Here is a 25,429-nt window from a genome sequence, read left to right as displayed (position 1 = left end):
TCCTGCCGGGAGTGCCGAATGTCCGAGCCGCATCTCGATGACGCCGTGCTGAGCAACCTGCTGTCGATCATGGAAGACGAATACCCGTTGCTGGTGGAGACCTACCTGAGCGACTCCGAGGAGCGCCTGCGCAGCATCCGCGCGGCCTTTGCCGCCGCCGACGGCCCCGCGCTGCGCCACGCCGCGCACAGCTTCAAGGGCAGCTGCGGGAACATGGGCGCCGCCGTGCTCAGCGGCCTGTGCAAGCAGCTCGAAGAGGCCGCCCGGCACAATGACCTGGCCGCCGCGCAGGGGCTGATCGCGAAGGTCGAGCACGAATTCTCCATCGTCCGCACCCTGCTGCTGCCCGGCCGCGCCTGACCCTCTCCACCCAAGCGGATTAAAAGGCGACTTGGCCCGCCCCTTGCTATCTCCGTGATGGATATTCACATCGACGGAGAACTCCGATGGCTGTCGCCCCGGATATTTTATTGACGCCTGCGCCGGACCCCCGGCCCAAGGCGGCGCTCTCCAAACCCGCGCAGAATTCGCCCGACGCCAGCAGCGACAAGGGCTCCAGCTTTGCCGACGTCTACGCGCAGGAGCAGCGTCCGGCGCCCAGCGAGCGCCCGGACAAGGCGGCCAAGCCCAAGGCCGGGAAGTCCACGGACGCCGCCGACAAGGACACCGCCGCCAGCGATCCCAAGGATGCCGCTGCCGCCGACGCGCCAGCGCTTGCCGAAGACGGCAAGGCCTTGCCGGCCGACGGCGAGGCCAGGGTTTCCGAGGCCGAGGACAAGCCCGACGCCACCCTCGACCCGCTGCTGATGCTGGGCATGACCGGCCAGCTGCCGCCCGGCGAGGCGCCGCCGCTGGTGATCAGCAGTGGCGTCGGCCAGCAGACCGCGGCCAGCACCGACAGCGACCTGGAAAAGCTCAACGCGCTGCCGGGCGTGGCCATGGCCCTCGACGCGGGCGCCCAGGACCAGACGCAGCAGGCCCGGCAGGCGCAGGTGACGGGCGACGCGGCGGCCAGGCCCGGCGACCAGCCGGCGGACGGCAAGGCCAAGGTCGACCTGTCGGCGATGCTCTCGGCGCTGAACCCGGATGCCACGGCGAAGGCCGCCGACGCCAAGCTGGCCGACGGCGCCTTGCCGGCCGGCGCGGACCTGGGCCAGCAATTGCCGGAGCTGCAGGCCGAGGCCAAGCCCGAGGCGCCGCGCAACGAATCCTTCGCCGCGCGGCTGGAGTCGCTGAGCCAGGCGCTCAACACCCCGCAGGCCCTGACCAACCGCCCGGTCAACCCGCTGGTGCCGGGGCAGCCGGTGTCGGTGCAGCAGAGCGGCTGGACCGACCAGGTGGTGGACCGGGTGATGTGGATGTCCTCGCAGAACCTGAAAAGCGCCGAGATCCAGATGGACCCGGCCGACCTCGGCCGCCTGGAGGTGCGCATCCACATGAGCGCCGACCAGACCCAGGTGAACTTCGTCAGCGCCAACGCCGGCGTGCGCGAGGCGCTGGACAGCCAGCAGCACCGCCTGCGCGAGATGTTCAGCCAGCAGGGCATGGGGCAGCTGGACGTCAACGTCTCCGACCAGTCCGCTCGTGGCTGGCAGCAGCAGGGCGGCGACGAGCGGGGCGGCTCGCGGCGCGGCGGGCGGTCCTCCGGTGCGGACGACGAGCCGATGATCGGCGGGGTCTCCGAGATCCGCCCGCAGACGGCGGCGCAGGGCAGGGGGATGGTGGATTACTACGCGTGATGTGAGAGGCGCTTGTTCTTGTTGTGGGAGCGAGGGGGGCGCCTAGCCCTTGCTCGCGAACAGAATTGTCCGGCCACATCGGTGTTGGGCGATTCGCGAGCAAGCTCGCTCCTACGAAGAGCTCGCGCCGCCCTTGTAGGATTGAATGGGCGGCGCGAGCCATTGCCAATCCTCATGCCTGGGAAATTTCTCTCACCTCCCCCGTGACATCCTTCGGGCAGCCTGTAATATCCGCGGCGGCGCCAGTCAGACAATTCCGAACTGGCATGGCCCTTGCTCCTACCCCGGTATCTGCGCAGTGCGCCGGAAAAGTGACGGATATTTGGCATGGCCAAGAAAGATCAGACGCCTCCCTTCCCTGATGGTCAGGCCCCCGGCAAGGGCAAGCTGAAGCTCATCATCCTTATCGCCGTGGCCTTCCTGCTGGCGGTGGGGCTGTCGGTCGGCGGCACCTGGTTCTTCCTCAGCAGGAACGCCAAGCCCGCCGACGCCGAGGCGCATGCCGAACAGGCGGCGCCGGGCAAGCAGCAGGCGATCTACGAAATCCTCGCGCCGTCCTTCGTGGTCAACTTCAACCAGGGCGGCCGCCAGCGCTACCTGCAGGTGGCGGTGGCGCTGATGGGCCGCGACCAGGCCCAGATGGACGCGCTGCGCGCGCAGATGCCGCTGGTGCGCAACCAGCTGGTGATGCTGTTCTCCAGCCAGAATTTCGACACGCTGGTGACCCCGGTGGGCAAGGAAATGCTGCGCCAGCAGGCCACGTCCAGCATCCAGGAACTGGCGAAGAAGGCCACCGGTCAGTTGACCGTGGAGCAAGTGCTTTTCACCAACTTCGTATTGCAGTAGGTACCCGCCATGGCCATGCAGGATCTGCTTTCCCAGGACGAGATCGACGCGCTGCTGCACGGCGTCGACGATGGCCTGGTGGAAACCGAGTCCGACGTCGAGCCGGGGACGATCAAGTCCTACGACCTGACCAGCCAGGACCGCATCGTCCGGGGCCGCATGCCGACCCTGGAGATGATCAACGAGCGCTTCGCGCGCTACACCCGCATCAGCATGTTCAACCTGCTGCGCCGCTCGGCGGACGTCGCCGTGGGCGGCGTGCAGGTGATGAAGTTCGGCGAGTACGTACACTCGCTGTACGTGCCCACCAGCCTCAACCTGGTGAAGATGAAGCCGCTGCGCGGCACCGCGCTGTTCATCCTCGACGCCAAGCTGGTGTTCAAGCTGGTGGACAACTTCTTCGGCGGCGACGGCCGCCACGCCAAGATCGAGGGCCGCGAGTTCACCCCCACCGAGCTGCGCGTGGTGCGGATGGTCATCGAGCAGGCCTTCGTCGACCTCGCCGAGGCCTGGCACGCGGTGATGCCGATCCACTTCGAGTACGTCAACTCCGAGGTGAACCCGGCGATGGCCAACATCGTCAGCCCCAGCGAAGTGGTGGTGGTCTCCACCTTCCACATCGAGCTGGACGGCGGCGGCGGCGACCTGCACATCACCCTGCCGTACTCGATGATCGAGCCGATCCGCGAGATGCTCGACGCCGGCTTCCAGTCCGACGTGGACGACCAGGACGAGCGCTGGATCAACGCCCTGCGCGAGGACATCATCGACGTCCAAGTGCCGGTCGGCGCCACCGTGGTCCGCCGCCAGCTCAAGCTGCGGGACATCCTGCACATGCAGCCGGGCGACGTGATCCCGGTGGAGATGCCCGAATACATGATCATGCGCGCCAACGGCGTGCCTTCCTTCAAGGTCAAGCTGGGTTCGCACAAGGGCAACCTGGCCTTGCAGATTCTCGATCCGCTCGAGCGCTCGCGCTGAGCAGGAGGACCCACCATGGCAGACGAACACAACGTGACCCCCGAAGAGCAGGCCCTGGCCGACGAATGGGCCGCCGCGCTCTCCGAGTCGGGCGACGCCAACCAGGACGATATCGATGCGCTGATGGCTCAGGGCGGCGCCACTCCGGTGGCCGCGGCCCCGGCCGTGCCGCGCGCGCCGATGGAAGAGTTCGGCATGGCGCCCAGGGCGCCGGCCATCGCCGGCCTGGAAGGGCCGAACCTGGACGTGATCCTGGATATCCCGGTGACCATTTCCATGGAGGTCGGGCATACCGACATCAGCATCCGCAACCTGCTGCAGCTCAACCAGGGCTCGGTGATCGAGCTCGATCGCCTGGCCGGCGAGCCGCTGGACGTGCTGGTCAACGGCACCCTGATCGCCCACGGCGAGGTGGTGGTGGTGAACGAGAAGTTCGGCATCCGCCTCACCGACGTGATCAGTCCCAGCGAACGCATCAAGAAGCTGCGCTGACATGGCCCGCCTGTCCGCGATCCTCGGCGCCCTGCCACTGGCGGGGCTGTCCCTCCTGGCGTTCGGCGGGGAGGCCGGCGCGCCGGTGTCGACGCCCGCCATCGTCCATGCCAGCTCCGCGCCGAGCATGATCACCGGCGGCGCCGGCGCGCAGTTGCTGCAACTGCTGCTGGGGCTGGTGCTGGTGGTCGGCCTGATCTTCCTGCTCGCCTGGCTGGTGCGCCGGGTGCAGCAGGTCAACCCGCGCGGCCAGCAGGCGATCCGCCTGGTGTCCAGCCAGGCCCTCGGCCCGCGCGACCGCCTGGTGCTGGTGCAGGTGGGCGAGGAGCAGATCCTGCTCGGCCTCACGCCCGGCCGCATCACCCCGCTGCACGTGCTGCGCCAGCCGGTGCACGCCGCCGACGCGGAGCCGGCGCAGCCGGAGTTCGCCCAGCGCCTGCTGGAGTTGCTGAACAAGGACAAGGGCCGCCCGCAGTGACCCGTTCGCCGAATCCTTCCGCCCTGCTCGGCGCGCTCAAGCGTTGCGCGCCGTGGCTTCTGGGGCTGCTGGCGCTGACGGTGCCGCAGGCCTTCGCCGCCGATCCGACGCAGATCCCGGCGATCACCGTGACCACCAACCCGCAGGGTCAGCAGGAATACTCGGTCAGCCTGCAGATCCTGCTGATCATGACGGCGCTGAGTTTCATCCCGGCGTTCGTCATGCTGATGACCAGCTTCACCCGGATCATCATCGTCTTCTCCATCCTGCGCCAGGCGCTGGGCCTGCAGAGCACGCCGTCGAACCAGGTGCTGATCGGCCTCGCGCTGTTCCTCACCCTGTTCGTCATGGCGCCGGTGTTCGACAAGATCAACGGCAACGCGCTGCAGCCCTACCTCAACGAGCAGATTCCGGCGCAGGAGGCGCTCAGCCGCGCCGAGGTGCCGCTGAAGGCCTTCATGCTGGGGCAGACCCGGCAGTCGGACCTGGAGCTGTTCGTCCGCCTGTCCAAGCGCACCGACATCCAGAGCGCCGACGCCACGCCGCTGACCATCCTGGTCCCGGCCTTCGTCACCTCGGAGCTGAAGACCGCGTTCCAGATCGGCTTCATGATCTTCATCCCGTTCCTGATCATCGACCTGGTGGTGTCCAGCGTGCTGATGGCGATGGGCATGATGATGCTGTCGCCGCTGGTCATCTCGCTGCCGTTCAAGATCATGCTGTTCGTGCTGGTGGACGGCTGGGCGCTGATCATCGGCACCCTGGCCGGCAGTTTCGGGACGGTGTAGCGATGCCCGCCGCGCCTGTCGGGGTGAATGCCTGCCGTGGCACCGCAGGATGGCGTGGAGCGAAGCGATACCCATCGATTTCCGGGCAAGCGGCGCTGATGGGTATCGCAGGCTCCACCCATCCTACGAAAAGCGGGCCCCTGCCGGCTGTGGCGAAAGAGGAGCAATCATGACCCCCGAAGTAGCGGTAGACCTGTTTCGCGAAGCGCTCTGGCTGACGGCGGTGATCGTCGCCATCCTGATCCTGCCCAGCCTGCTGGTGGGCCTGGTGGTGGCGATGTTCCAGGCCGCCACGCAGATCAACGAGCAGACCCTGAGCTTCCTGCCGCGCCTGATCGTGGTGCTGCTCACCCTGATCGTGCTGGGGCCCTGGCTGATACGGCAGCTGATGGAATACACCCAGACGCTGATCGGCAACATCCCGACGCTGATCGGCTGATGCTGGAGCTCACCAACGCGCAGATCGGCGGCTGGGTCGGGGCCTTCCTGTTCCCGCTGTTCCGCATCGCCGCGCTGCTGATGGTGATGCCGATCTTCGGCACCCAGCTGGTGCCGACCCGCGTGCGCCTGTACCTGGCCCTGGCGATCGCCGTGGTGCTGGTGCCGAACCTGCCGCCGATGCCGCAGGTGGACGCGCTGAGCGGCAAGGCGATGCTGCTGATCGGCGAGCAGATCCTCATCGGCGCCATGCTCGGCTTCACCCTGCAGCTGATGTTCCACGCCTTCGTCATCGCCGGGCAGATCATCTCCATGCAGATGGGCCTGGGCTTCGCCTCGATGATCGACCCCGCCAACGGCATCTCGGTGCCGGTGCTCGGGCAGTTCTTCACCATGCTGGTGACCCTGCTGTTCCTGGCCATGAACGGCCACCTGGTGGTGTTCGAGGTGCTGGCCGAGAGCTTCGTCACCCTGCCGGTGGGCGAGGGGCTGTCGGGCAACCACCTGATCACCGTGGCCGGCAAGCTCGGCTGGGTGATCGGCGCGGGGCTGCTGCTGGCGCTGCCGGCGATCACCGCGCTGCTGGTGGTCAACCTGGCCTTCGGCGCCATGACCCGCGCCGCGCCGCAGCTGAACATCTTCTCCATCGGCTTCCCGCTGACCCTGGTGATGGGCTTCGTCATCGTCTGGATCGGCAGCGCCGACATCCTGACGCAGTACCAGACCCTCGCCAGCGAGGGCCTGCAACTGCTCCGCGAACTGGTTCGAGCGAGGTAGCCGCGATGGCTGAGAGCGAGAGCGGTCAGGACAAGACAGAGGAACCCACAGAGAAACGGCGCCGGGAGGCGCGCGAGAAAGGCCAGCTGCCGCGTTCGCGGGAACTGAACACCCTCGCCGTGCTCGTCGCCGGCGCCGGCGGCCTGCTGATCTACGGCGCGGGCCTGGCGGACGCGCTGATGCGCCTGATGCGCGGCAGCTTCGAGCTGTCCCGCGAAACCGTGCTGAACAGCGACAGCATGCTGCGCCTGCTGGCAGGCGCCGCGCAGATCGCAGGCTCGGGCCTGTGGCCGATCCTCGCGTTGCTGCTGGTGGCGGCGCTGGCCGGGCCGGTGGCCCTCGGCGGCTGGCTGTTCTCCAGCGAGGCGCTGGCGCCCAAGTTCAGCCGCCTGAACCCGCTGGAAGGGCTCAAGCGGATGTTCTCGAGCAAGTCCCTGCTGGAGCTGTTCAAGGCGCTGATCAAGTTCACCGTGGTGCTCAGCGTGGCGATCCTGGTGTTGCAGTCGGACAAGGACGACCTGCTGGCGATGGCCCACGAGCCCCTCGAACAGGCGCTGGTGCACTGCGTCCGGGTGGTCGGCTGGAGCGCCTTCTGGCTGGCCTGCAGCCTGCTGCTGATCGCTGCCGTGGACGTGCCGTACCAGCTCTGGGACAACCGCCAGAAGCTGATGATGACCAAGCAGGAAGTGCGCGACGAGTACAAGGACTCCGAGGGCAAGCCGGAGGTCAAGGCCAAGGTCCGCCAGATGCAGCGCGAGATGGCGCAGCGGCGGATGATGCAGGCGGTGCCGGACGCCGACGTGGTGATCACCAACCCGACGCACTTCGCGGTCGCCCTCAAGTACGACCCCGGCGCCTCCGGCGCGCCGAAGCTGCTGGCCAAGGGCAACGACTTCATGGCGCTGAAGATCCGCGAGGTGGCCCAGGAGCACAAGATCACGGTGCTGGAGTCGCCGGCCCTGGCGCGGGCGGTGTACTACTCCACCGAGCTGGACCACGAGATTCCCGCCGGTCTCTACCTGGCCGTCGCCCAGGTGCTGGCCTATGTCTACCAGCTCAAGCAGTACCGCGCCGGCAAGGGCAAGCGCCCGGGGCCGATGCCGGACCTGCCGATTCCGCCGGATTTGCGGCGGGACGATTAGTGCGGTGTGTCCCGTTCCGACGGCTTGCGGGCTGTTTGTCAGCGCGATGCCTGGGTAGTATCGCGTCACCCTGATCAGCGCCAGGAGGCGCAGGAAACGCTATGGAAAGCACTGTTCGTGACCGGCGGATCGCCGCAGCTTCTCCCCTCATCTATCTGGCCCTCAGCCTTGCACTGCCCTGGTGGTCGTTGGTGGCGCTGGTGGTCGCCTACATCGCTCTGCGTCGGACTGCGCTCATCCTCACCCGCGAAGTGCTGTTGAAGATGCTCGACCTGTTGCTTTCCATCGTGCTGATCTCGCTCGGAGTAGGAGCGCTGGTCGCCGGGATGCAGGTGGTGGCCACGGACGGGGGCCTTCAGTGGCTCTTCCAACTGAATCGGCTGCTGATCAATCTGCTGTCGACACTGGCGCTGATCTACCTGGTGCTCAGCCTCGGTTTCACTTGCGTGCGGGCCTGGCGTGGGCAGTTGCATACGCCGAAGCTGTCGATGGGGATCATTGAGGCGCTGCGTGGGCGGCGAGTGACCGCTTCCTGATCGGATGCCCCCGGGAGCTCCCGGGGGCGTCAAAACCGCTCATTTCAGTTCGTAGGGTGGATAACGCGGAGCGTTATCCACCGTTTTGGCGTTGGTGTTTCTGCGTCGCTTCGGTATGTGCTGGGGCTTTTTGTTTCGCCCCCTCGGGCGACCTCCTTTGGCAAACGCCCCAAAGGAGGCAAAGGTCTCTGCCCCTGCATCCGGGTCCCGCTTCGCGGGACTTCCCTCGCTCCATCGGAGTTTCAGGGGCCCGCGTTGACGGGCCATCCCTGGCCCGACAACGCTCTCGCGGCATCCATGCCGCTCGACCCCTGAAACTCCGATTCCACTCGGCCTCCTGAAGGGGCGCTCCGGTGCGTGTGGATGTTTCTCTGGAAGTCTTCAAGAGCCAAAGCCCAAAGCACAGCGCACTCGGGATCTGCTCGTGTAGGAGCGGACCTTGTCCGCGAAGCTCTTGAGCGGGGCTGATCGCGGACAAGGTCCGCTCCTACAAAAGCCGCAGGTTCCCGTAGGAGCGGACTCCGTCCGCGATGTGCAGGTGCCGCGCCCGGATCACGGATGAGTCCGCAGAAACCCGTCAAGACCGGCTATTTCCGCTGCTTCGAAAAAGTTGGAACGCTTCCTGCTAAACCCCTGCAAACGCCCGCTCGGGCGTCAAAAGTTTGATCCGGCGGGCGCGAGTCCCGTCGCAGGGCAGGGGAGTCGAGGGTGGACCGCACGCAACTGATCAGCAACGTTCGCAGCAATCTGGCGGGCCTGGGCCGGGGCAACCTCGGCGTGCCGCTGCTGCTGCTGGCGATGCTGGGCATGATGACCCTGCCGATCCCGCCGTTCCTGCTGGACGTGCTGTTCACCTTCAACATCGCCCTGTCCATCGTCGTCCTGCTGGTCTGCGTGTACGCGCTGCGGCCGCTGGACTTCGCGGTGTTCCCGACCATCCTGCTGGTCGCAACCCTGCTGCGCCTGGCGCTGAACGTCGCCTCCACCCGCGTGGTGCTACTCCACGGCCATGACGGCCACGCCGCCGCGGGCAAGGTGATCCAGGCCTTCGGCGAGGTGGTGATCGGCGGCAACTACGTGGTCGGCATCGTGGTCTTCGCGATCCTCATGATCATCAACTTCGTGGTGGTCACCAAGGGCGCCGGGCGTATCTCCGAGGTGAGCGCGCGCTTCACCCTCGACGCCATGCCCGGCAAGCAGATGGCCATCGACGCCGACCTCAACGCCGGCCTGATCGAGCAGGCGGAAGCCAAGAAGCGCCGCGCCGAGGTGGCCCAGGAGGCCGACTTCTACGGCTCCATGGACGGTGCCAGCAAGTTCGTCCGCGGCGACGCCGTCGCCGGCCTGCTGATCCTCTTCATCAACCTCATCGGCGGCATCGCCATCGGCATGCTGCAGCACTCCATGGGCTTTGGCGACGCCGGCAAGGTCTACGCCCTGCTGACCATCGGCGACGGCCTGGTGGCGCAGCTGCCGTCGCTGCTGCTGTCCACCGCCGCGGCGATCATGGTGACCCGCGTGTCCAGCGCCGAGGACATGGGCCAGCAGGTCAACCGGCAGATGTTCGCCTCGCCCAAGGCGCTGGCCATCTCCGCCGCGATCCTGATCGCCATGGGCCTGGTGCCCGGCATGCCGCACGTTTCCTTCGTCGGCCTCGGTGGCCTGGCCGCCGGCGGCGCATACCTGATCTGGCAGCGCCAGCGCCAGGCGGCGCAGCAGGCCGCGCAGGAAACCCAGCGCCAGCAGGAGCTGCTGCCGGCCCAGCGCGCCCAGGAGTCCAAGGAGCTGGGCTGGGACGACGTGACCCCGGTGGACATGGTCGGCCTGGAGGTCGGCTACCGGCTGATCCCGCTGGTGGACCGCAACCAGGGCGGCCAGCTGCTGGCGCGGATCAAGGGCGTGCGCAAGAAGCTGTCCCAGGACCTGGGCTTCCTGATGCCGTCGGTGCATATCCGTGACAATCTCGACCTGCTGCCCAACGCCTACCGCCTGACGCTGATGGGCGTCAGCGTGGCCGAGGCGGAGATCTACCCGGACCGCGAACTGGCGATCAATCCCGGCCAGGTGTTCGGCAGCCTCAACGGCATCGCCGGCAAGGACCCGGCCTTCGGCCTGGAGGCGGTGTGGATCGAGGCGTCCCAGCGCGACCAGGCGCAGTCCCTGGGCTACACCGTGGTCGACGCCAGCACCGTGGTCGCCACCCACCTCAACCAGGTGCTGCACAAGCATGCCCACGAGCTGCTCGGCCACGAGGAAGTCCAGCAACTGATGCAGCTGCTGGCCAAGACCTCGCCCAAGCTCGCCGAAGAGCTGGTGCCGGGGATGATTTCCCTGTCGACCCTGCTCAAGGTCCTGCAGGCGCTGCTGCAGGAGCAGGTGCCGGTGCGCGACATCCGCACCATTGCCGAGGCCATCGCCAACGTTGCCGCCAAGAGTCAAGATCCCGCCGCCATGGTGGCCGCGGTTCGCGTCGCGCTGTCCCGCGCAATCGTGCAAACCATTGTGGGACTAGAGCCGGAGCTGCCTGTGATCACTCTGGAACCCAGGTTGGAACAGATATTGCTCAATAGTCTTCAGAAGGCCGGACAGGGCTCCGAAGACGGCATGTTGCTGGAGCCCGGAATGGCGGAAAAGCTGCAACGCTCGATGGTCGAGGCGGCGCAGCGCCAGGAAATGCTCGGCAAGCCGGCGATCCTGCTGGTGGCCGGCCCGGTCCGCGCGATGATGTCCCGGTTCGCGCGGATGGCGGTCCCCACCATGCACGTGCTGGCCTACCAGGAAATCCCGGACAACAAACAAGTCACCATTGTCGCCACCGTTGGGCAGCAATAGTCAGTAGTCGAATAGAGAGCACCGAGGTCGCAGGCCATGCAGGTAAAACGCTTCTTCGCCGCCGATATGCGTCAGGCCATGAAACTGGTCCGTGACGAACTGGGCCCGGACGCCGTGATCATCGGCAATCGCCGGGTGGCCGGCGGCGTCGAGCTGACCGCGGCGCTGGACTACCAGGCCCCGGCGGCGGCCAGCAAGCCGAACCCGGCGCTGGAAGTCGAACTGCGCAAGACCCAGGCGCGCATCGCCCAGGCCAAGGCCGAGCTGAGCGAGCCGGTCCGCGCCAGCGCGGCCGAGCGCAAGGACCGTCAAATGTACGACGCGCAGGCGCCGCGCCGCACGGCGGCCGAGACCCTGGCCGAAGCCATGGAGGCGCCGGCCGCACCGGCCGCCGCCAACGTCGGCCAGCAGGCCCTGGAAGCCATGCGCTTCGAACTCAACGGCCTGCGCGAACTGATCGAAGTGCAACTCGGCTCCATTGCCTGGAACCAGCTGCAGAGCCAGCGTCCGAAGCAGGCCAACCTGTGGCGCCGCCTGCAGCGCATGGGCCTGCCGGCGGACCTGTCGCGCAGCCTGCTGGAGAAGGTGGCGTCCATCGCCGACCCGAAGCAGGCCTGGCGCATGCTGCTGGCGCACCTGGCGCGCTCGATCAACACCCCGGAAAACGACCTGCTGGAGCAGGGCGGGGTGGTCGCGCTGGTCGGCCCGGCCGGCATGGGCAAGACCACCACCCTGGCCAAGCTGGCGGTCCGCTACGTGCTCAAGTACGGCGCGCAGAGCATCGCCCTGGTGTCGATGGACAACTTCCGCATCGGCGCCCAGGAGCAGATCAAGACCCTCGGCCGCATCCTCGATGTGCCGGTGGTCCTGGTCAGCCCGGGGCAGTCGCTGGTCCAGGCCATGGCGCCGCTGGCGCGCAAGCGCCTGGTGCTGATCGATACCGCCGGCCTGTCCGCCAACGATCCGGCGCTGCGCATGCAGCTCGAAGCGCTGGCCGCGCAGAGCCTCAACGTACAGAACTACCTGGTGCTGGCCGCGACCAGCCAGAGCCAGGTGCTCAAGGCGGCGTGGCAGAACTACCGCGCCTGCGGCCTGGCCGGCTGCATCCTGACCAAACTGGACGAGGCCGGCAGCCTCGGCGAGGCGCTCGCCCTGGCTATCGGCCGGCGCCTCCCGGTGGCCTACCTGGCGGACGGTCCGAAGATTCCGGACGACCTGCAGGTGGCGCGCAGTCACCAGCTGGTCAGCCGCGCGGTGAGCCTGCAGGCGCCGGAAGAGCCGAGCGAGGACGACATGGCCGACCTGTTCGCCGGCCTGTACCAGCGCGCCGGCTGAACGATTCGAAGAGCCCCGTGGTGGGGCGATGGGCGGCCGGCTTGGGCCGCCCGGCGAGGCGGATGCTCTGGGAGACGATCCGCGAGCGCCGGAAGCGGTAGAGCACCGCGGCCGGCAGGGCCGCAGCGCCAGGAGGCGCGGCGGCTGAATGACGAGACAGGGTATTGATATGGGCATGCATCCCGTTCAGGTAATCGCGGTCACCGGTGGCAAGGGTGGCGTCGGCAAGACCAATGTGTCGGTGAATCTGGCACTGGCGCTGGCCGACCTCGGCCGGCGAGTCATGCTGATGGACGCCGACCTGGGCCTGGCCAACGTCGACGTGCTGCTGGGCCTGACGCCCAAGCGCACGCTGGCCGACGTCATCGAGGGCGAATGCGATCTGCGCGACGTGATCCTCCAGGGGCCCGGCGGCATCCGCATCGTCCCGGCGGCCTCCGGGACGCAGAGCATGGTGCACCTCACGCCGATGCAGCACGCCGGCCTGATCCAGGCCTTCAGCGATATCAGCGAGAACATCGACGTGCTGGTGGTGGACACCGCCGCCGGCATCGGCGACTCGGTGGTGAGCTTCGTCCGCGCGGCGCAGGAAGTGCTGCTGGTGGTCTGCGACGAACCGACCTCGATCACCGACGCCTACGCCTTGATCAAGCTGCTCAACCGCGACTACGGCATGACCCGCTTCCGCGTGCTGGCGAACATGGCGCACAGCCCGCAGGAGGGCCGCAACCTGTTCGCCAAGCTGACCAAGGTCACCGACCGCTTCCTCGACGTGGCGCTGCAGTACGTCGGCGCCATCCCCTACGACGAGTCGGTGCGCAAGGCGGTGCAGAAGCAGCGTTCGGTGTACGAGGCGTTCCCGCGCAGCAAGGCGTCCCTGGCCTTCCGGGCGATCGCGCAGAAGGTCGACAGCTGGCCGCTGCCGGCCAATCCGCGCGGGCACCTGGAGTTCTTCGTCGAACGCCTGGTGCAGCATCCAGCCACGGGACCCGCCGCATGATGCCGGCCTCTGGAGCGCGTATGTACAGCAAGGCGCAGGCACAGAATTCCCAGGACCAGCTGATCCAGCGCTACGCGCCGCTGGTCAAGCGGATCGCCTACCACCTGCTCGGCCGCCTGCCCGCCAGCGTGCAGGTCGAGGACCTGATGCAGGCCGGCATGATCGGCCTGCTGGAAGCGGCGAAGAAATACGACGCCGGCAAGGGCGCGAGCTTCGAGACCTACGCCGGCATCCGCATCCGCGGCGCCATGCTCGACGAGGTGCGCAAGGGCGACTGGGCGCCGCGCTCGGTGCACCGCAACACCCGCATGGTCAGCGACGCGATCCGTACCGTCGAAGCGAGAACCGGCCGCGACGCTAAAGATCAGGAAGTTGCTGCCGAACTCAATATGAGCCTCGAGGATTATTACGGCATCCTCAGCGACACCCAGGGCAGCCGGCTGTACAGCTTCGACGATCTGCTGCAGGACGGCGAGCAGGGCAGCGGCCTGGCCGAAGACGCTTCGCACCAGGTCAACGAGCCCGCCCACGGCCTGGAGGACGAACGCTTCCAGGCGGCGCTCGCCGACGCCATCACCAAGCTGCCCGAGCGCGAGCGGCTGGTGCTGGCGCTGTATTACGACGAGGAGCTCAACCTCAAGGAGATCGGCGAGGTGCTCGGCGTCAGCGAGTCGCGGGTCAGCCAGCTGCACAGCCAGTGCGCGGCGCGCCTGCGGGCGCGTCTGGCGGAGTGGCGCGCGCACTGAGCTTCGGGTAGTTTCGCGGCGGCATTTTCTGTAGGAAATGCTCGCAGGAGTTTCGAATTCTCTGGGTGACGTCCCTTTGACGTCCCCGCACGGCACGAGCGCATGACGCTCGATGAATTGACGGCACGCCCGCCAGGACGTGCCTGGTATCGATGGAGGTCGGTTTGGACAAGAATATGAAAATTCTCATCGTGGACGACTTCTCCACGATGAGGCGCATCATCAAGAACCTCCTGCGGGACCTGGGGTTCACCAACACCGCGGAAGCCGACGACGGCACCACCGCGCTGCCGATGCTGCACAGCGGCAACTTCGATTTCCTCGTCACCGACTGGAACATGCCCGGCATGACCGGCATCGACCTGCTGCGCGCGGTTCGCGCCGACGAGCGCCTCAAGCACCTGCCGGTGCTGATGGTCACCGCCGAGGCCAAGCGCGACCAGATCATCGAAGCGGCCCAGGCCGGGGTCAACGGCTATGTGGTCAAGCCTTTCACCGCTCAGGTGCTGAAGGAAAAGATCGAGAAGATTTTCGAGCGGGTCGGCGGCTGAGGCTGGCCAAGAGGGCGTCATGGATCTCGTCAACGAATCCGCGGGTGACTTCGAGTCGACCCTGAAAAAACACGCGCGCGAATTGGTCGACTGCCTCGATCGCGGTGAAGTGCAGACCGCCGTGCAGCTGATCTCCGAACTCACCCAGGCGCGCGATCGTGGGCTCTACCAGGAAGTCGGCAAGCTCACCCGCGAGCTGCACAACGCCATCGTCAACTTCCAGATCGATCCGAATTCCCGCCACGCCGAGGAAATGTCGCAGATCGCCGACGCCACCGACCGCCTGTCCTACGTGGTGACCATGACCGAGAGGGCGGCCAACCGCACCATGGACCTGGTGGAGGAGTGCACCCCGGTGGTCTCGCACATCGAGAACGAGGCCAAGGCGCTGCAGGAAGACTGGTCGCGCTTCATGCGCCGCGAGCTGGGCGCCGATGCCTTCCGCGACCTCGCCAAGCGCGTCGAGCAGTTCCTCTACAGCAGCGCCCAGGACAGCCGCAAGCTGTCCGCGCACCTCAACGACATTCTTCTGGCGCAGGACTTCCAGGACCTCACCGGGCAGGTGATCAAGCGCGTCACCAAGCTGGTCACCGAGGTCGAGACGAACCTGGTCAAGCTGGTCTGGATGGCCGGCCAGGTGGACCGCTACGCCGGCATCGAGCATGACCACGAGGGGATGCGCGAGGCGGTGGAAAAAGAAAGATCGTCCAAGGGTGAAGGTCCGCAGATCGCTGCCGATACAAGAAAGGACGTCGTATCCGGTCAGGACGATGTCGACGACCTGTTGTCCAGCCTAGGTTTTTGAGTGTCGTTGACACTGTAGGGAGCACCGAATGAGCTTCGACGCCGATGACGAGATCCTCCAGGACTTCCTGGTGGAGGCCGGCGAGATCCTCGAGCAACTGTCCGAGCAACTGGTTGAGCTGGAAAGCCGCCCGGATGACATGGACCTGCTCAACGCAATCTTCCGTGGGTTCCACACCGTCAAGGGCGGGGCGGGCTTCCTCCAGTTGAACGCGCTGGTGGAGTGCTGCCACATCGCCGAGAACGTGTTCGACATCCTGCGCAAGGGCGCGCGCCGCGTGGATGCCGAGCTGATGGACGTGGTCCTGCAGGCGCTGGACACCGTCAACGTGATGTTCCAGCAGGTGCGCGATGCGGAAGAGCCGACCCCGGCCACGCCCGAGCTGCTGGCCGCGCTCTCGCGCCTGGCCGAGCCGGCTGGCGACGAACCGGCCGCGGCACCGCCGGCCGCCGAGCCCGAGCCTGCTGCGCAGGCTCCCGCCGCCTACGGCGACATCACCGACGCCGAGTTCGAGCAACTGATGGACGCCCTGGAGCCGGCCGCCGCCGAGCCCGCGCCCGCGGCGGATGCCGAAGCGGCCTCCGACGACGACATCACCGACGACGAATTCGAAGCGCTGCTCGACCAGCTGCACGGCAAGGGCCAGTTCGGCGGCGCCAAGGAGCCCGCCAGCGCCGCCCCCGCCGCGAGCGCGCAGGCACCGGCCGCCGGCGACGAGATCAGCGACGACGAGTTCGAAGCGCTGCTCGACCAGCTGCATGGCAAGGGCCAGTTCACCGGCGCCAAGGAAGAGCCGGCTGCCGCCCCGGCCGGGAATGCCGCCGCCCCCGCCGCCGCTGGCGACGACAACATCACCGACGACGAATTCGAGGCGCTGCTCGACCAGCTGCACGGCAAGGGCCAGTTCGGCGGCGCCAAGGACGAGCCGGCCGCCGCCGCTCAACCGGCCGCCAAGCCCGCTGCCAAAGCCGCCGCTCCCGCGCCGCAGCCCAAGCCCGCCGCCGCGCCGGCTCCGGCCGCCGCCAAGCCCGCCGAGGCCGCCCGCGCCGCGCATCCGGACAAATCGGCCAGCGAAGCGGAAACCACGGTGCGCGTGGACACCGCGCGCCTCGACGACATCATGAACATGGTCGGCGAACTGGTGCTGGTGCGTAACCGCCTGGTGCGCCTGGGCGCCAACAGCGGCGACGAGGCGATGGCCAAGGCCGTGTCGAACCTCGACGTGGTCACCGCCGACCTGCAGTCGGCGGTCATGAAGACCCGCATGCAGCCGATCAAGAAGGTCTTCGGCCGCTTCCCCCGGCAGGTCCGCGACCTGGCGCGCCAGCTGAAGAAAGAGATCAACCTGGAGCTGATCGGCGAAGAAACCGACCTGGACAAGAACCTCGTCGAGGCCCTGGCCGACCCGCTGGTGCACCTGGTGCGCAACGCGGTGGACCACGGCATCGAAGGCCCGGACGAGCGCGAGGCTGCCGGCAAGTCGCGCTCGGGCAAGGTGGTGCTGTCCGCCGAGCAGGAGGGCGACCACATCCTGCTGTCGATCTCCGACGACGGCAAGGGCATGGACCCGGACGTGCTGCGCGCCAAGGCGGTGGAGAAGGGCCTGCTGGAGAAGGACGCCGCCGACCGCCTCTCCGAGTCCGACTGCTACAACCTGATCTTCGCCCCGGGCTTCTCGACCAAGGCCGAGATTTCCGACGTCTCCGGCCGCGGCGTCGGCATGGACGTGGTGAAGACCCGGATTTCCCAGCTCAACGGCATCATCAACATCTACTCGGCCAAGGGCCAGGGCTCGAAGATCGTCATCAAGGTGCCGCTGACCCTGGCGATCATGCCGACCCTGATGGTGATGCTGGGCGACCAGGCCTTCGCCTTCCCGCTGGTGAACGTCAACGAGATCTTCCACCTCGACCTGTCCAACACCAACGTGGTCGACGGCCAGGAAGTGGTGATCGTCCGCGACAAGGCCCTGCCATTGTTCTACCTCAAGCGCTGGCTGGTGCCGGGCGCGCAGTATGACGAGCCGGGCGAGGGCCATGTGGTGATCCTCTCCGTGGGCACCCAGCGCATCGGCTTCGTGGTCGACCAGCTGGTGGGCCAGGAAGAGGTGGTGATCAAGCCGCTGGGCAAGATGCTGCAGGGCACGCCGGGCATGGCCGGGGCGACCATCACCGGGGACGGGCGCATCGCCCTGATCCTCGATGTGCCGAGCATGCTCAAGCGCTACGCACGGCGTATCTGATTTCGGCGCGCGGGGACGCCCGCGCGCGGCAAGGCTTTATTCAGGAGTGTCTATGGTTGTCAAAGTCCTGGTGGTGGACGATTCGGGATTCTTCCGCCGCCGTGTCTCGGAGATTCTGTCCGCCGACCCGCAGATCCAGGTGGTCGGTACGGCCACCAACGGCCGCGAGGCGATCGATCAGGCGCTGGCGCTCAGGCCCGACGTGATCACCATGGACTACGAGATGCCGCTGATGGACGGCATCACCGCCGTGCGGAGCATCATGCAGCGCTGTCCGACGCCGGTGCTGATGTTCTCCTCGCTGACCCACGAGGGCGCGCGGGTGACCCTGGACGCGCTGGACGCCGGCGCCGTCGATTACCTGCCGAAGAACTTCGAGGACATCTCGCGCAACCCGGACAAGGTGCGCCAGCTGCTGTGCGAGAAGGTCCACACCATCGCCCGCAGCAACCGCCGCTTCGCCGCCTACGCCACCACCACCCCGATGCCCGCGCCGGCCGCCGCCAGCGCCGCGCGCCATGCCGCGCCGGCCTCCGCCGGCAGCCCCGCGCCCGCCGCGCCGGCGCCGTCCGCCGCCCCAAAGCGTAAGCCCTACCGGCTGGTGGCCATCGGTACTTCCACCGGTGGGCCGGTGGCGCTGCAGCGGGTCCTGACCCAGCTGCCTGCCAACTTCCCCGCGCCGCTGGTGCTGATCCAGCACATGCCGGCGGCATTCACCAAGGCCTTCGCCGAGCGCCTGGACAAGCTCTGCCGGATCACCGTCAAGGAAGCCGAGGACGGCGACCAGCTGCGCCCCGGCGTGGCCCTGCTGGCCCCCGGCGGCAAGCAGATGATGATTGACGCGCGCGGCTCGGTGCGCATCCTCCCCGGCGATGAGCGGCTGAACTACAAGCCCTGCGTCGACGTGACCTTCGGCTCCGCCTCCAAGGCCTACGGCGACAAGGTGCTGGCGGTGGTCCTCACCGGCATGGGCGCCGACGGCCGCGAAGGCGCGCGGATGCTCAAGCAGAGCGGCAGCCAGGTGTGGGCGCAGGACGAGGCCAGCTGCGTGATCTACGGCATGCCGATGGCGATCGCCAAGGCCGGCCTCGCCGACGCGGTGTACGGCCTGGACGATATCGGCCGCCACCTCACCGAGGCCTGCGGCTGATGGATGTGCTCAGCCTGGTCGGCCTGATCCTCGCGCTGGTCGCCATCATCGGCGGCAACTTCCTCGAGGGCGGGCATGTCGGCGCGCTGGCCAACGGCCCGGCGGCGCTGATCGTGGTCGGCGGCACCCTGGCCGCCGCGCTGCTGCAGACCCCGGTGCCGGTGCTCAAGCGTTCGGTGAACCTGCTGCGCTGGATCATCCTGCCGCCCAGGGTCGACCTGGTCGGCGGCATCGGCCATGTGGTCGGCTGGAGCATGACCGCGCGCAAGGAGGGCCTGCTGGGCCTGGAAAGCGTCGCCGACGCCGAGCACGACCCCTTCGCGCGCAAGGGCCTGCAACTGCTGGTGGACGGCACCGAGCCGGAAGCCATCCGCAGCATTCTCGAAGTCGACCTGTACAACCAGGAAAGCCGCGACCTGGCGGCGGCCAAGGTGTTCGAAAGCATGGGCGGCTACTCGCCGACCATCGGCATCATCGGCGCGGTGATGGGCCTGATCCACGTGATGGGCAACCTCGCCGACCCCAGCCAGCTGGGCGGCGGCATCGCCGTGGCCTTCGTCGCCACCATCTATGGCGTGGGCCTGGCCAACCTGCTGCTGCTGCCGGTGGGCAACAAGCTCAAGAGCATCGTGCTGCGCCAATCCTGCTACCGCGAGATGCTGATGGAGGGCCTGCTGTCCATCGCCGAGGGCGAGAACCCGCGCTCCATCGAACTGAAGCTGCAAGGCTTCGCCGGCTGAGGAGGGGACGCCAATGCCTCGCCGCCGCCGCCACGAGGAACACGAGAATCACGAACGCTGGCTGGTGTCCTACGCGGACTTCATCACCCTGCTGTTCGCCTTCTTCGTGGTGATGTACTCGATCTCCTCGATCAACCAGGGCAAGTACAAGATCCTCTCGGAAACCCTCACGGGCGTGTTCAACCAGCCCGACCGCGCGGTCCGCCCGATCCCCGTCGGCGAGGAGCGGCCGCGCACCCAGCAGCCGGACCAGTCGCTGAACGAACCGATGGACGAGGGCCAGCCCCAGGGCAGCCCGGACACCCTGGAGCAGATTTCCGAGAGCATGCGCCAGGCGTTCGGCGAGCTGATCAAGAGCGACCAGGTCAGCGTGCGCGGCAACGAGTTCTGGATCGAGATCACCCTCAATTCCAGCCTGTTGTTCCCCAGCGGCGATGCGATTCCCAACGACGCCGCCTTCGGCATCATCGAGAAGGTCGCCGGAATTCTGGCGCCTTACCGCAACCCGGTGCACGTCGAAGGCTTCACCGACAACGTGCCGATCCACAACGCCCAGTACCCGACCAACTGGGAACTGTCGGCGGCCCGCGCCGCGAGCATCGTGCGCATGCTCGCCCAGGACGGGCTGGACGCCGGCCGGCTGGCGGCGGTGGGCTATGGTGAATTCCAGCCGGTGGCGGACAACGCGACGGCGGAAGGGCGCGCGCGCAACCGCCGGGTGGTGCTGGTGATCTCCCGCAACCTGGAGGTGCGCCGCAGCGTCAGCGGCGTGGGCAGCGGCAAGGCGCAGGCGGACCCGGCGCTGCGACATGCTGGCACGCAACCTGCACCGGTGCTTGCCGGTGAGGCGCCCGCGGGCGGCGCCGTCAATTCTTCGTCATCGGCGGCAGGGCAATGAAAGTGAGCAGCATGAAAACCCTGAGCCGATCCTCGGTCAGCGCGGAGCGAGCACTATGAAAGTCTGGGCGGTAGCCAACCAGAAAGGTGGCGTCGGCAAGACCACATCCTCCATCGCCCTGGCGGGCCTGCTGGCCGACGCCGGCAAGCGCGTGCTGATCGTCGACCTCGACCCGCACGGCTCGATGACCAGCTATTTCGGCCATGACCCGGACACCCTGGAGCACAGCGTGTTCGACCTGTTCCTGCACCAGGGCAGCGTCCCCGAGGGGCTGCCGGAGCAACTGCTGCTGCCGACCAGCCACGAGAACATCCGCCTGTTGCCGTCGAGCACCGCGCTGGCCACCCTGGAGCGCCAGTCGCCGGGGCAGAACGGCCTGGGCCTGGTGATCGCCAGGAGCCTGGCGCAGCTGTGGAACCAGTTCGACCACGCGATCATCGACAGCCCGCCGCTGCTCGGCGTGCTGATGGTCAACGCGATGGCGGCCAGCCAGCACCTGGTGATCCCGGTGCAGACCGAGTTCCTCGCCCTCAAGGGCCTGGAGCGCATGGTCAACACCCTGACGATGGTCAACCGCTCGCGCAAGCAGGCGCTGCCGTTCACCATCGTGCCGACCCTGTTCGACCGCCGCACCCAGGCTTCGCTGGGCGCACTGCGGGTGCTGCGCGACACCTATCCCGACACGCTCTGGCAGGCCTTCGTGCCGGTGGACACCAAGCTGCGCGACGCCAGCCGCCACGGCCTGGTGCCGTCGCGCAACGATGCCAACAGCCGCGGGGTGATCGCCTACCGCGCGCTGCTCAAGCATCTGCTGGCACAGTTGCCGGCGGCGCAGGTGGCCTGAGCATGGCCGGCCTCGAACAAAGAATCCGACGAGAGCGTTCAAGTCTCGCTGCTGCACGGCCGATAGGCTGGAAAGTCCCCTTGCGCGGTCATCACCCATGAGTCGTTCCGTTACCGCCACGCGTCCCCAGCTTGCGCTGCAGTCCTACCTGGACGCGCTGCTGCAGGATGCCTTCGTAGACTTCGCCGACGAGCCGGCGGCGCCGGTTGCCGCGCCCGTTGCGCCGGCGCCGGTCGCCCTGGCCAGTGCCGAGCCGCTGCCGGCGGTCGTCGTCGAGCCCCAGCCGACCCTGGTGGAGCCGCAGCGCGACAGCATCAGCCTGGACGAATTCGAAGCCGCGGTGCTCGAAGAGCAGGTGCGCGATGCGCGCCTGAGCCTCGCCCGCGAGCCCGCCGCGCCGCCGGTCGCGGCCGCGCCCGTGGTGGCGCCGCCGAGCCGGGCGGTGCAGGATGCGCAGGTCATCGAGCTGCGCCAGCCGGGCAGCGCCGAGATGCCCGCCGCGCCGCTGGCGCTGCTGGACAACGGCCGCCCGGTGTGGGCTGCCGAGCCCTTCGAGTGCCTGCTGTTCGACGTCGCCGGGCTGACCCTGGCGGTGCCGCTGGTCTGCCTGGGCTCGATCTACCCGCTGGCGGGCCACGACCTGACCCCGCTGTTCGGCCAGCCGGACTGGTTCCTCGGAATCCTGCCGGGCCAGGCCGGCAACCTGAAGGTGCTCGACACCGCGCGCTGGGTGATGCCCGAGCGCTACCGCGACGACTATCGCGAAGGCTTGCAGTACGTGATTTCCGTGCAGGGCTACGAGTGGGGGCTGGCGGTGCACCAGGTCAGCCGCTCGGTGCGCCTGGACCCGTCCGAGGTGAAATGGCGCAGCCAGCGCCAGCAGCGCCCGTGGCTGGCCGGCACGGTGATCGAACAGATGTGCGCGCTGCTCGACGTCTCGGCCCTGGCCGAACTGATCGCCAGCAACGCGACGCGGCGCCCGCAGCATTGAGCGCGCACTGATTTGAACGCCAATCCATTTAACGAAAGCCACCGCGCCGCTGGCGGCGCGGTTAGACGAAGAGGCGAAGGGATATGAAGAAAACGTCAGCGCAAGGTGCCGAAGATCCGATTCTGCAGTGGGTCACCTTCCGCCTGGACAACGAGACCTACGGCATCAACGTGATGCAGGTCCAGGAAGTGCTGCGCTACACCGAGATCGCGCCGGTGCCCGGTGCCCCGAGCTACGTGCTGGGCATCATCAACCTGCGCGGCAACGTGGTCACCGTGATCGACACCCGCCAGCGCTTCGGCCTGGACCCGGCGCCGGTCTCCGACAACACCCGCATCGTCATCATCGAGGCGGACAAGCAGGTGGTGGGCATCCTGGTCGACAGCGTCGCCGAGGTGGTCTACCTGCGCCAGTCCGAGATCGAGACCGCGCCCAACGTCGGTAACGAGGAGTCGGCCAAGTTCATCCAGGGCGTCTGCAACAAGAACGGCGAACTGCTGATCCTGGTCGAGCTGGACAAGATGATGACCGAGGAAGAGTGGTCGGAGCTGGAGAGCATCTGAGGTGCTGATCGCGCTGGTGATCCTCGGCGTGGCCTGTGCCGGCCTCGCCGGGACGTGCGCCTGGCTGGCGCGGCGTCAGCGCGCCCAGCTGGCGCAGGCGGCGGAGCACGCCGCGCGGATCGCCGAGCTCGAACAGCGCCTGAAGGCGCAGGGCAAGTGCCTGGAGTCCTACCAGCAGGTCAACGTCCGCATGGGCGAGGAACTGCGCGAGCTGGGCAGGCAGGTCGCCCCGCTGCCCGAGCGCCTGACGCGCATGGAGCAGCGCGACCCCTCCACGCTGTCCTACAGCCAGGCCGCGCGCCTGGTCGGCATGGGCGCCTCGGCCGCCGACCTGACCCAGAGCTGCGGACTGTCCCAGGCCGAAGCCGAACTGGTTGCGCGCTTGCACCAGCGCAAGCCGGAAGAGTAGGGCGCCTGATCGGGCTGGCGGAGGGGCGGCGCTTCGGCGTATTTCGCTTTGAGTCTTCGTAGAGCTGTTCATCGCTCCAGAAGTACTCCTCGCCGGCGGTGGTCTGCAGTTCAGGGATTACAACGCTCTAGATCCACGAGCCGTTATCTTATCGGTTTTATTTTATAAATTAAGGCGCTTCGGTTTCTCGAATGGCCTCAATCAGTTCCTCCATAGTGGAATCATATGGTGGTTTCCATGGTGGCATATCACTTTCTAACCACTCATCATACTCTTCAGAGCTGAGAATTTTCCTGAGTTCGTCGACTATTATTCTTCTGGTCTTGGATAATTTATTTAAAACATCATTCTCTTTAAAGAATAGAAACAGTGCCAGCGATGCTCTAGTGCTGTCGGGGAATCCTGATGCGATTCTGTCAATTGATGGGACTATAGTTTCCAATTGAGTTGCAGCATAGGTTAGGCTCTTTATTTTCTCAGTGTCTCCTTGTGGGTTTTGTTGTTTTTTCATTTAGTGCTATATCTCCTTTGATCTTGCAATCCTCTACGCCGAGATTGTTCTAATCCTTACCATGTTGATCATGGAAAAGAACTTTACAGTAGAAGCCGGTTGATTTTTTTCTGTTGCTGTTATAAAATGATACGATGGTTCGTCTCCATCATCGCTCATCTGATGGAATACCATTCCGCTATACTGTAAATAGGACACCATGCTCAGCAGTATTTCCTTGTGTTTTTTCATGTCCTTCAAATATATGTTTATCTCGTAAAGATTGTCCTGTTCGCTAATTGTGAAATTTTGTACTTCTTGCTTTTGACTAAGTAGTGTTCTGATGTCTATGGGTATACCTTGGTCGGTCTTTATGATTGTTTATTTAAGTATGAAATCAATTATTTTTTCATTCATCTTCTAGATGGCCTTGGGATGTATTTTCCGCCACGGGCGCGGGCTGGGCGATGGGCGTGACGCTGCCCGGTGCGTAGGTCCAGCTGGTCGCCTGCTCGTAAAGAATCTCGCCATCGGCGCGGATGGGGGCGGCTTCAATGAGGTGTTCACCGCTCCAGAAGTACTCCTCGCCGACGATCTGTTGTTTATCCGTCGTGCCGCGGATGACCTAGAGCCTGAGGATACGTCAGCTCCAAGCACCGTATTCGTAGCGGTCAGGGCCGCAGCGGACGATGCCGCCTTGTCGGTGGATAAGCTGGCCGCTTTATTTTACTGAATAATGAATCTGCTTTATTTATTCTGCTATTTTAGTTGATGAATTGATTATTTATAATGATTTTTATATCTTCTGGTGTAACAGGATTTGGTAGTTCGAATCGCTTAAAGTTTTCTAGTGCGGATTCGAGTTCTTTTGTGGCCTCACGGTCTTCTTTTATTAAATTGATCATTAAGTTTTGGGTTATTTGGGTTTTTTTGAAAATATTAAATTTTAAAACAAAATAGCAGATTGCTAGTGATAGCTCTTCTACTGACTCTTCATTTTGGCTGCCAATGCGTGCTAATGTTGTTCTAATTGTCTCTAGATCAATTATTGAGTTAATTATATCTTCTTTGCGAGGTTTCATGCTTGGCGTCTCTTGGTATAATCCGCTTTTTCTTCTTCTAGATATATGTCGTCTTCGATGGTGTGTTTTGTCTGTCGTGTTGTGGATGACCTAAAACTTGCGGATACGCCGGCTACAGGCGCCGTAAGTGTAGTGGTAAGGCTGCAGTGGATGGCGCATGCATCTTGGTTGAAAAATCAGCCTTTCTCTTATTCGTTAATAGATGTTTTTATTAATTTAGAGAGGGTCGAGAGGTAAAAAAGAGCTAATGTCATTTTTTGATCCAATTATGTACTTTTCTAATTTGAGCCTGGTTATGTCATCAAGTGAGGCTGGGGCCCAGTTCCAATCTTGATCTTCAGGAGGGATTCCAAACCACTTGGCTTTTGTGTGTTCGTTTGGATTGCATGACATGGCTATATCGCATGTCATGTATTCGAACTCTACAGATAGCCCTGCTATTCTATTGTCTTTTAGCTTGATCAGAAATAACTCATCGCTCTGATTGTATTCGCCAACGCTGCACGCCATTGCTACAAAGTATTTTGTGTTCAC

28 protein-coding genes are annotated in these 25,429 nt (G+C 65.6%); 25 read left to right on the top strand and 3 right to left on the bottom strand.

What is annotated here, in order from left to right; all coding sequences use genetic code 11:
* The first annotated feature begins 18 nt into the window (after window positions 1–18).
* The 25 genes from AC3B6A_RS18950 (at window position 19) to AC3B6A_RS18830 (ending at window position 23,323) form a co-directional block, all read left to right on the top strand.
* Window positions 19–360: an Hpt domain-containing protein gene (locus AC3B6A_RS18950; protein WP_488398649.1), complete on the top strand. Its 342-nt coding sequence runs from the start codon at window positions 19–21 to the stop codon at window positions 358–360.
* Window positions 361–446: 86 nt separating this feature from the next.
* A complete protein-coding gene (locus AC3B6A_RS18945) occupies window positions 447–1,739 on the top strand; it encodes a flagellar hook-length control protein FliK (protein ID WP_488398648.1) in 1,293 nt (430 codons plus the stop codon).
* 327 nt (window positions 1,740–2,066) lie between these two features.
* Complete coding sequence (gene fliL, locus AC3B6A_RS18940) at window positions 2,067–2,585, top strand: flagellar basal body-associated protein FliL (RefSeq protein WP_488398647.1); 519 nt, start codon at window positions 2,067–2,069, stop codon at window positions 2,583–2,585.
* A 9-nt stretch (window positions 2,586–2,594) separates the two neighbouring features.
* Entirely contained in the window at window positions 2,595–3,566 is a 972-nt protein-coding gene (gene fliM, locus AC3B6A_RS18935; protein ID WP_488398646.1) for a flagellar motor switch protein FliM, read from the top strand.
* A gap of 15 nt (window positions 3,567–3,581) precedes the next feature.
* Window positions 3,582–4,058 (top strand): flagellar motor switch protein FliN, encoded by a 477-nt coding sequence (fliN, locus tag AC3B6A_RS18930; RefSeq protein ID WP_488398645.1) that lies wholly within the window; start codon window positions 3,582–3,584, stop codon window positions 4,056–4,058.
* 1 nt (window position 4,059) lies between these two features.
* Complete coding sequence (gene fliO / locus AC3B6A_RS18925) at window positions 4,060–4,536, top strand: flagellar biosynthetic protein FliO (RefSeq protein WP_488398644.1); 477 nt, start codon at window positions 4,060–4,062, stop codon at window positions 4,534–4,536.
* Between the two features lie 59 nt (window positions 4,537–4,595).
* A complete protein-coding gene (gene fliP / locus AC3B6A_RS18920; protein WP_488403634.1) occupies window positions 4,596–5,324 on the top strand; it encodes a flagellar type III secretion system pore protein FliP in 729 nt (242 codons plus the stop codon).
* Between the two features lie 169 nt (window positions 5,325–5,493).
* Entirely contained in the window at window positions 5,494–5,763 is a 270-nt protein-coding gene (gene fliQ / locus AC3B6A_RS18915) for a flagellar biosynthesis protein FliQ (RefSeq protein WP_488398643.1), read from the top strand.
* Window positions 5,763–6,539, top strand: a complete 777-nt coding sequence (gene fliR / locus AC3B6A_RS18910) for a flagellar biosynthetic protein FliR (protein ID WP_488398642.1) — start codon at window positions 5,763–5,765, stop codon at window positions 6,537–6,539. The genes fliQ and fliR overlap by 1 nt, the downstream gene beginning before the upstream one ends.
* 5 nt (window positions 6,540–6,544) lie before the next feature.
* Window positions 6,545–7,681, top strand: a complete 1,137-nt coding sequence (gene flhB, locus AC3B6A_RS18905) for a flagellar biosynthesis protein FlhB (RefSeq protein ID WP_488398641.1) — start codon at window positions 6,545–6,547, stop codon at window positions 7,679–7,681.
* A gap of 101 nt (window positions 7,682–7,782) precedes the next feature.
* On the top strand, window positions 7,783–8,217 hold the full coding sequence (locus tag AC3B6A_RS18900) for a hypothetical protein (RefSeq protein WP_488398640.1): 435 nt from the start codon (window positions 7,783–7,785) through the stop codon (window positions 8,215–8,217).
* Between the two features lie 708 nt (window positions 8,218–8,925).
* Window positions 8,926–11,049 (top strand): flagellar biosynthesis protein FlhA, encoded by a 2,124-nt coding sequence (gene flhA, locus AC3B6A_RS18895; RefSeq protein WP_488398639.1) that lies wholly within the window; start codon window positions 8,926–8,928, stop codon window positions 11,047–11,049.
* Window positions 11,050–11,085: 36 nt separating this feature from the next.
* Window positions 11,086–12,384, top strand: coding sequence for a flagellar biosynthesis GTPase FlhF (gene flhF / locus AC3B6A_RS18890; RefSeq protein WP_488398638.1), 1,299 nt, complete (start codon window positions 11,086–11,088; stop codon window positions 12,382–12,384).
* 169 nt (window positions 12,385–12,553) lie between these two features.
* A complete protein-coding gene (gene fleN, locus AC3B6A_RS18885) occupies window positions 12,554–13,384 on the top strand; it encodes a flagellar synthesis regulator FleN (protein WP_488398637.1) in 831 nt (276 codons plus the stop codon).
* A complete protein-coding gene (gene fliA / locus AC3B6A_RS18880) occupies window positions 13,381–14,130 on the top strand; it encodes an RNA polymerase sigma factor FliA (protein WP_488398636.1) in 750 nt (249 codons plus the stop codon). Before fleN ends, fliA begins: the two co-directional genes overlap by 4 nt.
* Before the next feature lie 176 nt (window positions 14,131–14,306).
* A complete protein-coding gene (locus AC3B6A_RS18875) occupies window positions 14,307–14,681 on the top strand; it encodes a chemotaxis response regulator CheY (protein WP_009621098.1) in 375 nt (124 codons plus the stop codon).
* Window positions 14,682–14,700: 19 nt separating this feature from the next.
* Window positions 14,701–15,486: a protein phosphatase CheZ gene (locus AC3B6A_RS18870; RefSeq protein WP_488398635.1), complete on the top strand. Its 786-nt coding sequence runs from the start codon at window positions 14,701–14,703 to the stop codon at window positions 15,484–15,486.
* Window positions 15,487–15,514: 28 nt separating this feature from the next.
* The gene (locus AC3B6A_RS18865; protein ID WP_488398634.1) at window positions 15,515–17,728 is read left to right on the top strand and encodes a chemotaxis protein CheA; all 2,214 of its coding nucleotides are present in this window, start codon (window positions 15,515–15,517) and stop codon (window positions 17,726–17,728) included.
* Window positions 17,729–17,780: 52 nt separating this feature from the next.
* Window positions 17,781–18,878 (top strand): protein-glutamate methylesterase/protein-glutamine glutaminase, encoded by a 1,098-nt coding sequence (locus tag AC3B6A_RS18860; RefSeq protein ID WP_488398633.1) that lies wholly within the window; start codon window positions 17,781–17,783, stop codon window positions 18,876–18,878.
* A complete protein-coding gene (locus AC3B6A_RS18855; protein ID WP_488398632.1) occupies window positions 18,878–19,618 on the top strand; it encodes a flagellar motor protein in 741 nt (246 codons plus the stop codon). Before AC3B6A_RS18860 ends, AC3B6A_RS18855 begins: the two co-directional genes overlap by 1 nt.
* A gap of 13 nt (window positions 19,619–19,631) precedes the next feature.
* Window positions 19,632–20,516 carry a flagellar motor protein MotD gene (motD, locus tag AC3B6A_RS18850; protein ID WP_488398631.1) on the top strand — a complete coding sequence of 295 codons (885 nt, stop codon included), beginning with the start codon at window positions 19,632–19,634 and terminating at the stop codon, window positions 20,514–20,516.
* 55 nt (window positions 20,517–20,571) lie between these two features.
* Window positions 20,572–21,360, top strand: a complete 789-nt coding sequence (locus AC3B6A_RS18845; RefSeq protein WP_488398630.1) for a ParA family protein — start codon at window positions 20,572–20,574, stop codon at window positions 21,358–21,360.
* A 97-nt stretch (window positions 21,361–21,457) separates the two neighbouring features.
* Window positions 21,458–22,351, top strand: a complete 894-nt coding sequence (locus tag AC3B6A_RS18840) for a CheW domain-containing protein (RefSeq protein WP_488398629.1) — start codon at window positions 21,458–21,460, stop codon at window positions 22,349–22,351.
* An 83-nt stretch (window positions 22,352–22,434) separates the two neighbouring features.
* Complete coding sequence (locus AC3B6A_RS18835; RefSeq protein WP_015476565.1) at window positions 22,435–22,914, top strand: chemotaxis protein CheW; 480 nt, start codon at window positions 22,435–22,437, stop codon at window positions 22,912–22,914.
* 1 nt (window position 22,915) lies between these two features.
* Window positions 22,916–23,323 (top strand): DUF2802 domain-containing protein, encoded by a 408-nt coding sequence (locus tag AC3B6A_RS18830; protein ID WP_488398628.1) that lies wholly within the window; start codon window positions 22,916–22,918, stop codon window positions 23,321–23,323.
* A gap of 169 nt (window positions 23,324–23,492) precedes the next feature.
* On the opposite strand, the gene AC3B6A_RS18825 is transcribed toward AC3B6A_RS18830, so the two are convergent.
* The 3 genes from AC3B6A_RS18825 to AC3B6A_RS18815 form a co-directional block, all read right to left on the bottom strand.
* The gene (locus tag AC3B6A_RS18825) at window positions 23,493–23,834 is read right to left on the bottom strand and encodes a hypothetical protein (RefSeq protein ID WP_488398627.1); all 342 of its coding nucleotides are present in this window, start codon (window positions 23,832–23,834) and stop codon (window positions 23,493–23,495) included.
* 743 nt (window positions 23,835–24,577) lie between these two features.
* Window positions 24,578–24,895, bottom strand: a complete 318-nt coding sequence (locus tag AC3B6A_RS18820) for a hypothetical protein (protein WP_488398626.1) — start codon at window positions 24,893–24,895, stop codon at window positions 24,578–24,580.
* Window positions 24,896–25,111: 216 nt separating this feature from the next.
* Window positions 25,112–25,429, bottom strand: coding sequence for a hypothetical protein (locus AC3B6A_RS18815; RefSeq protein ID WP_488398625.1), 318 nt, complete (start codon window positions 25,427–25,429; stop codon window positions 25,112–25,114).

The sequence above is a fragment of the Pseudomonas sp. B12(2026) genome, from assembly GCF_057767015.1.
Note: the sequence above shows the minus strand (reverse complement) of the source record. Positions and strands in the feature narration are given on the sequence as shown.

What these genes read in the sequence shown, in the direction of transcription:
- AC3B6A_RS18855 (WP_488398632.1), top strand. Translation starts at nt 18,878, where the DNA reads ATGGATGTGCTCAGCCTGGTCGGCCTGATCCTCGCGCTGGTCGCCATC.
- fliL (WP_488398647.1), top strand. Translation starts at nt 2,067, where the DNA reads ATGGCCAAGAAAGATCAGACGCCTCCCTTCCCTGATGGTCAGGCCCCC.
- AC3B6A_RS18870 (WP_488398635.1), top strand. Translation starts at nt 14,701, where the DNA reads ATGGATCTCGTCAACGAATCCGCGGGTGACTTCGAGTCGACCCTGAAA.
- AC3B6A_RS18825 (WP_488398627.1), bottom strand. Translation starts at nt 23,834, where the DNA reads ATGAAAAAACAACAAAACCCACAAGGAGACACTGAGAAAATAAAGAGC.
- AC3B6A_RS18950 (WP_488398649.1), top strand. Translation starts at nt 19, where the DNA reads ATGTCCGAGCCGCATCTCGATGACGCCGTGCTGAGCAACCTGCTGTCG.
- AC3B6A_RS18840 (WP_488398629.1), top strand. Translation starts at nt 21,458, where the DNA reads ATGAGTCGTTCCGTTACCGCCACGCGTCCCCAGCTTGCGCTGCAGTCC.
- AC3B6A_RS18845 (WP_488398630.1), top strand. Translation starts at nt 20,572, where the DNA reads ATGAAAGTCTGGGCGGTAGCCAACCAGAAAGGTGGCGTCGGCAAGACC.
- fliM (WP_488398646.1), top strand. Translation starts at nt 2,595, where the DNA reads ATGGCCATGCAGGATCTGCTTTCCCAGGACGAGATCGACGCGCTGCTG.
- AC3B6A_RS18900 (WP_488398640.1), top strand. Translation starts at nt 7,783, where the DNA reads ATGGAAAGCACTGTTCGTGACCGGCGGATCGCCGCAGCTTCTCCCCTC.
- fliQ (WP_488398643.1), top strand. Translation starts at nt 5,494, where the DNA reads ATGACCCCCGAAGTAGCGGTAGACCTGTTTCGCGAAGCGCTCTGGCTG.
- AC3B6A_RS18945 (WP_488398648.1), top strand. Translation starts at nt 447, where the DNA reads ATGGCTGTCGCCCCGGATATTTTATTGACGCCTGCGCCGGACCCCCGG.
- flhF (WP_488398638.1), top strand. Translation starts at nt 11,086, where the DNA reads ATGCAGGTAAAACGCTTCTTCGCCGCCGATATGCGTCAGGCCATGAAA.
- fliR (WP_488398642.1), top strand. Translation starts at nt 5,763, where the DNA reads ATGCTGGAGCTCACCAACGCGCAGATCGGCGGCTGGGTCGGGGCCTTC.
- AC3B6A_RS18835 (WP_015476565.1), top strand. Translation starts at nt 22,435, where the DNA reads ATGAAGAAAACGTCAGCGCAAGGTGCCGAAGATCCGATTCTGCAGTGG.
- AC3B6A_RS18865 (WP_488398634.1), top strand. Translation starts at nt 15,515, where the DNA reads ATGAGCTTCGACGCCGATGACGAGATCCTCCAGGACTTCCTGGTGGAG.
- AC3B6A_RS18820 (WP_488398626.1), bottom strand. Translation starts at nt 24,895, where the DNA reads ATGAAACCTCGCAAAGAAGATATAATTAACTCAATAATTGATCTAGAG.
- flhB (WP_488398641.1), top strand. Translation starts at nt 6,545, where the DNA reads ATGGCTGAGAGCGAGAGCGGTCAGGACAAGACAGAGGAACCCACAGAG.
- fleN (WP_488398637.1), top strand. Translation starts at nt 12,554, where the DNA reads ATGGGCATGCATCCCGTTCAGGTAATCGCGGTCACCGGTGGCAAGGGT.
- fliO (WP_488398644.1), top strand. Translation starts at nt 4,060, where the DNA reads ATGGCCCGCCTGTCCGCGATCCTCGGCGCCCTGCCACTGGCGGGGCTG.
- fliA (WP_488398636.1), top strand. Translation starts at nt 13,381, where the DNA reads ATGATGCCGGCCTCTGGAGCGCGTATGTACAGCAAGGCGCAGGCACAG.
- fliN (WP_488398645.1), top strand. Translation starts at nt 3,582, where the DNA reads ATGGCAGACGAACACAACGTGACCCCCGAAGAGCAGGCCCTGGCCGAC.
- AC3B6A_RS18875 (WP_009621098.1), top strand. Translation starts at nt 14,307, where the DNA reads ATGAAAATTCTCATCGTGGACGACTTCTCCACGATGAGGCGCATCATC.
- AC3B6A_RS18860 (WP_488398633.1), top strand. Translation starts at nt 17,781, where the DNA reads ATGGTTGTCAAAGTCCTGGTGGTGGACGATTCGGGATTCTTCCGCCGC.
- motD (WP_488398631.1), top strand. Translation starts at nt 19,632, where the DNA reads ATGCCTCGCCGCCGCCGCCACGAGGAACACGAGAATCACGAACGCTGG.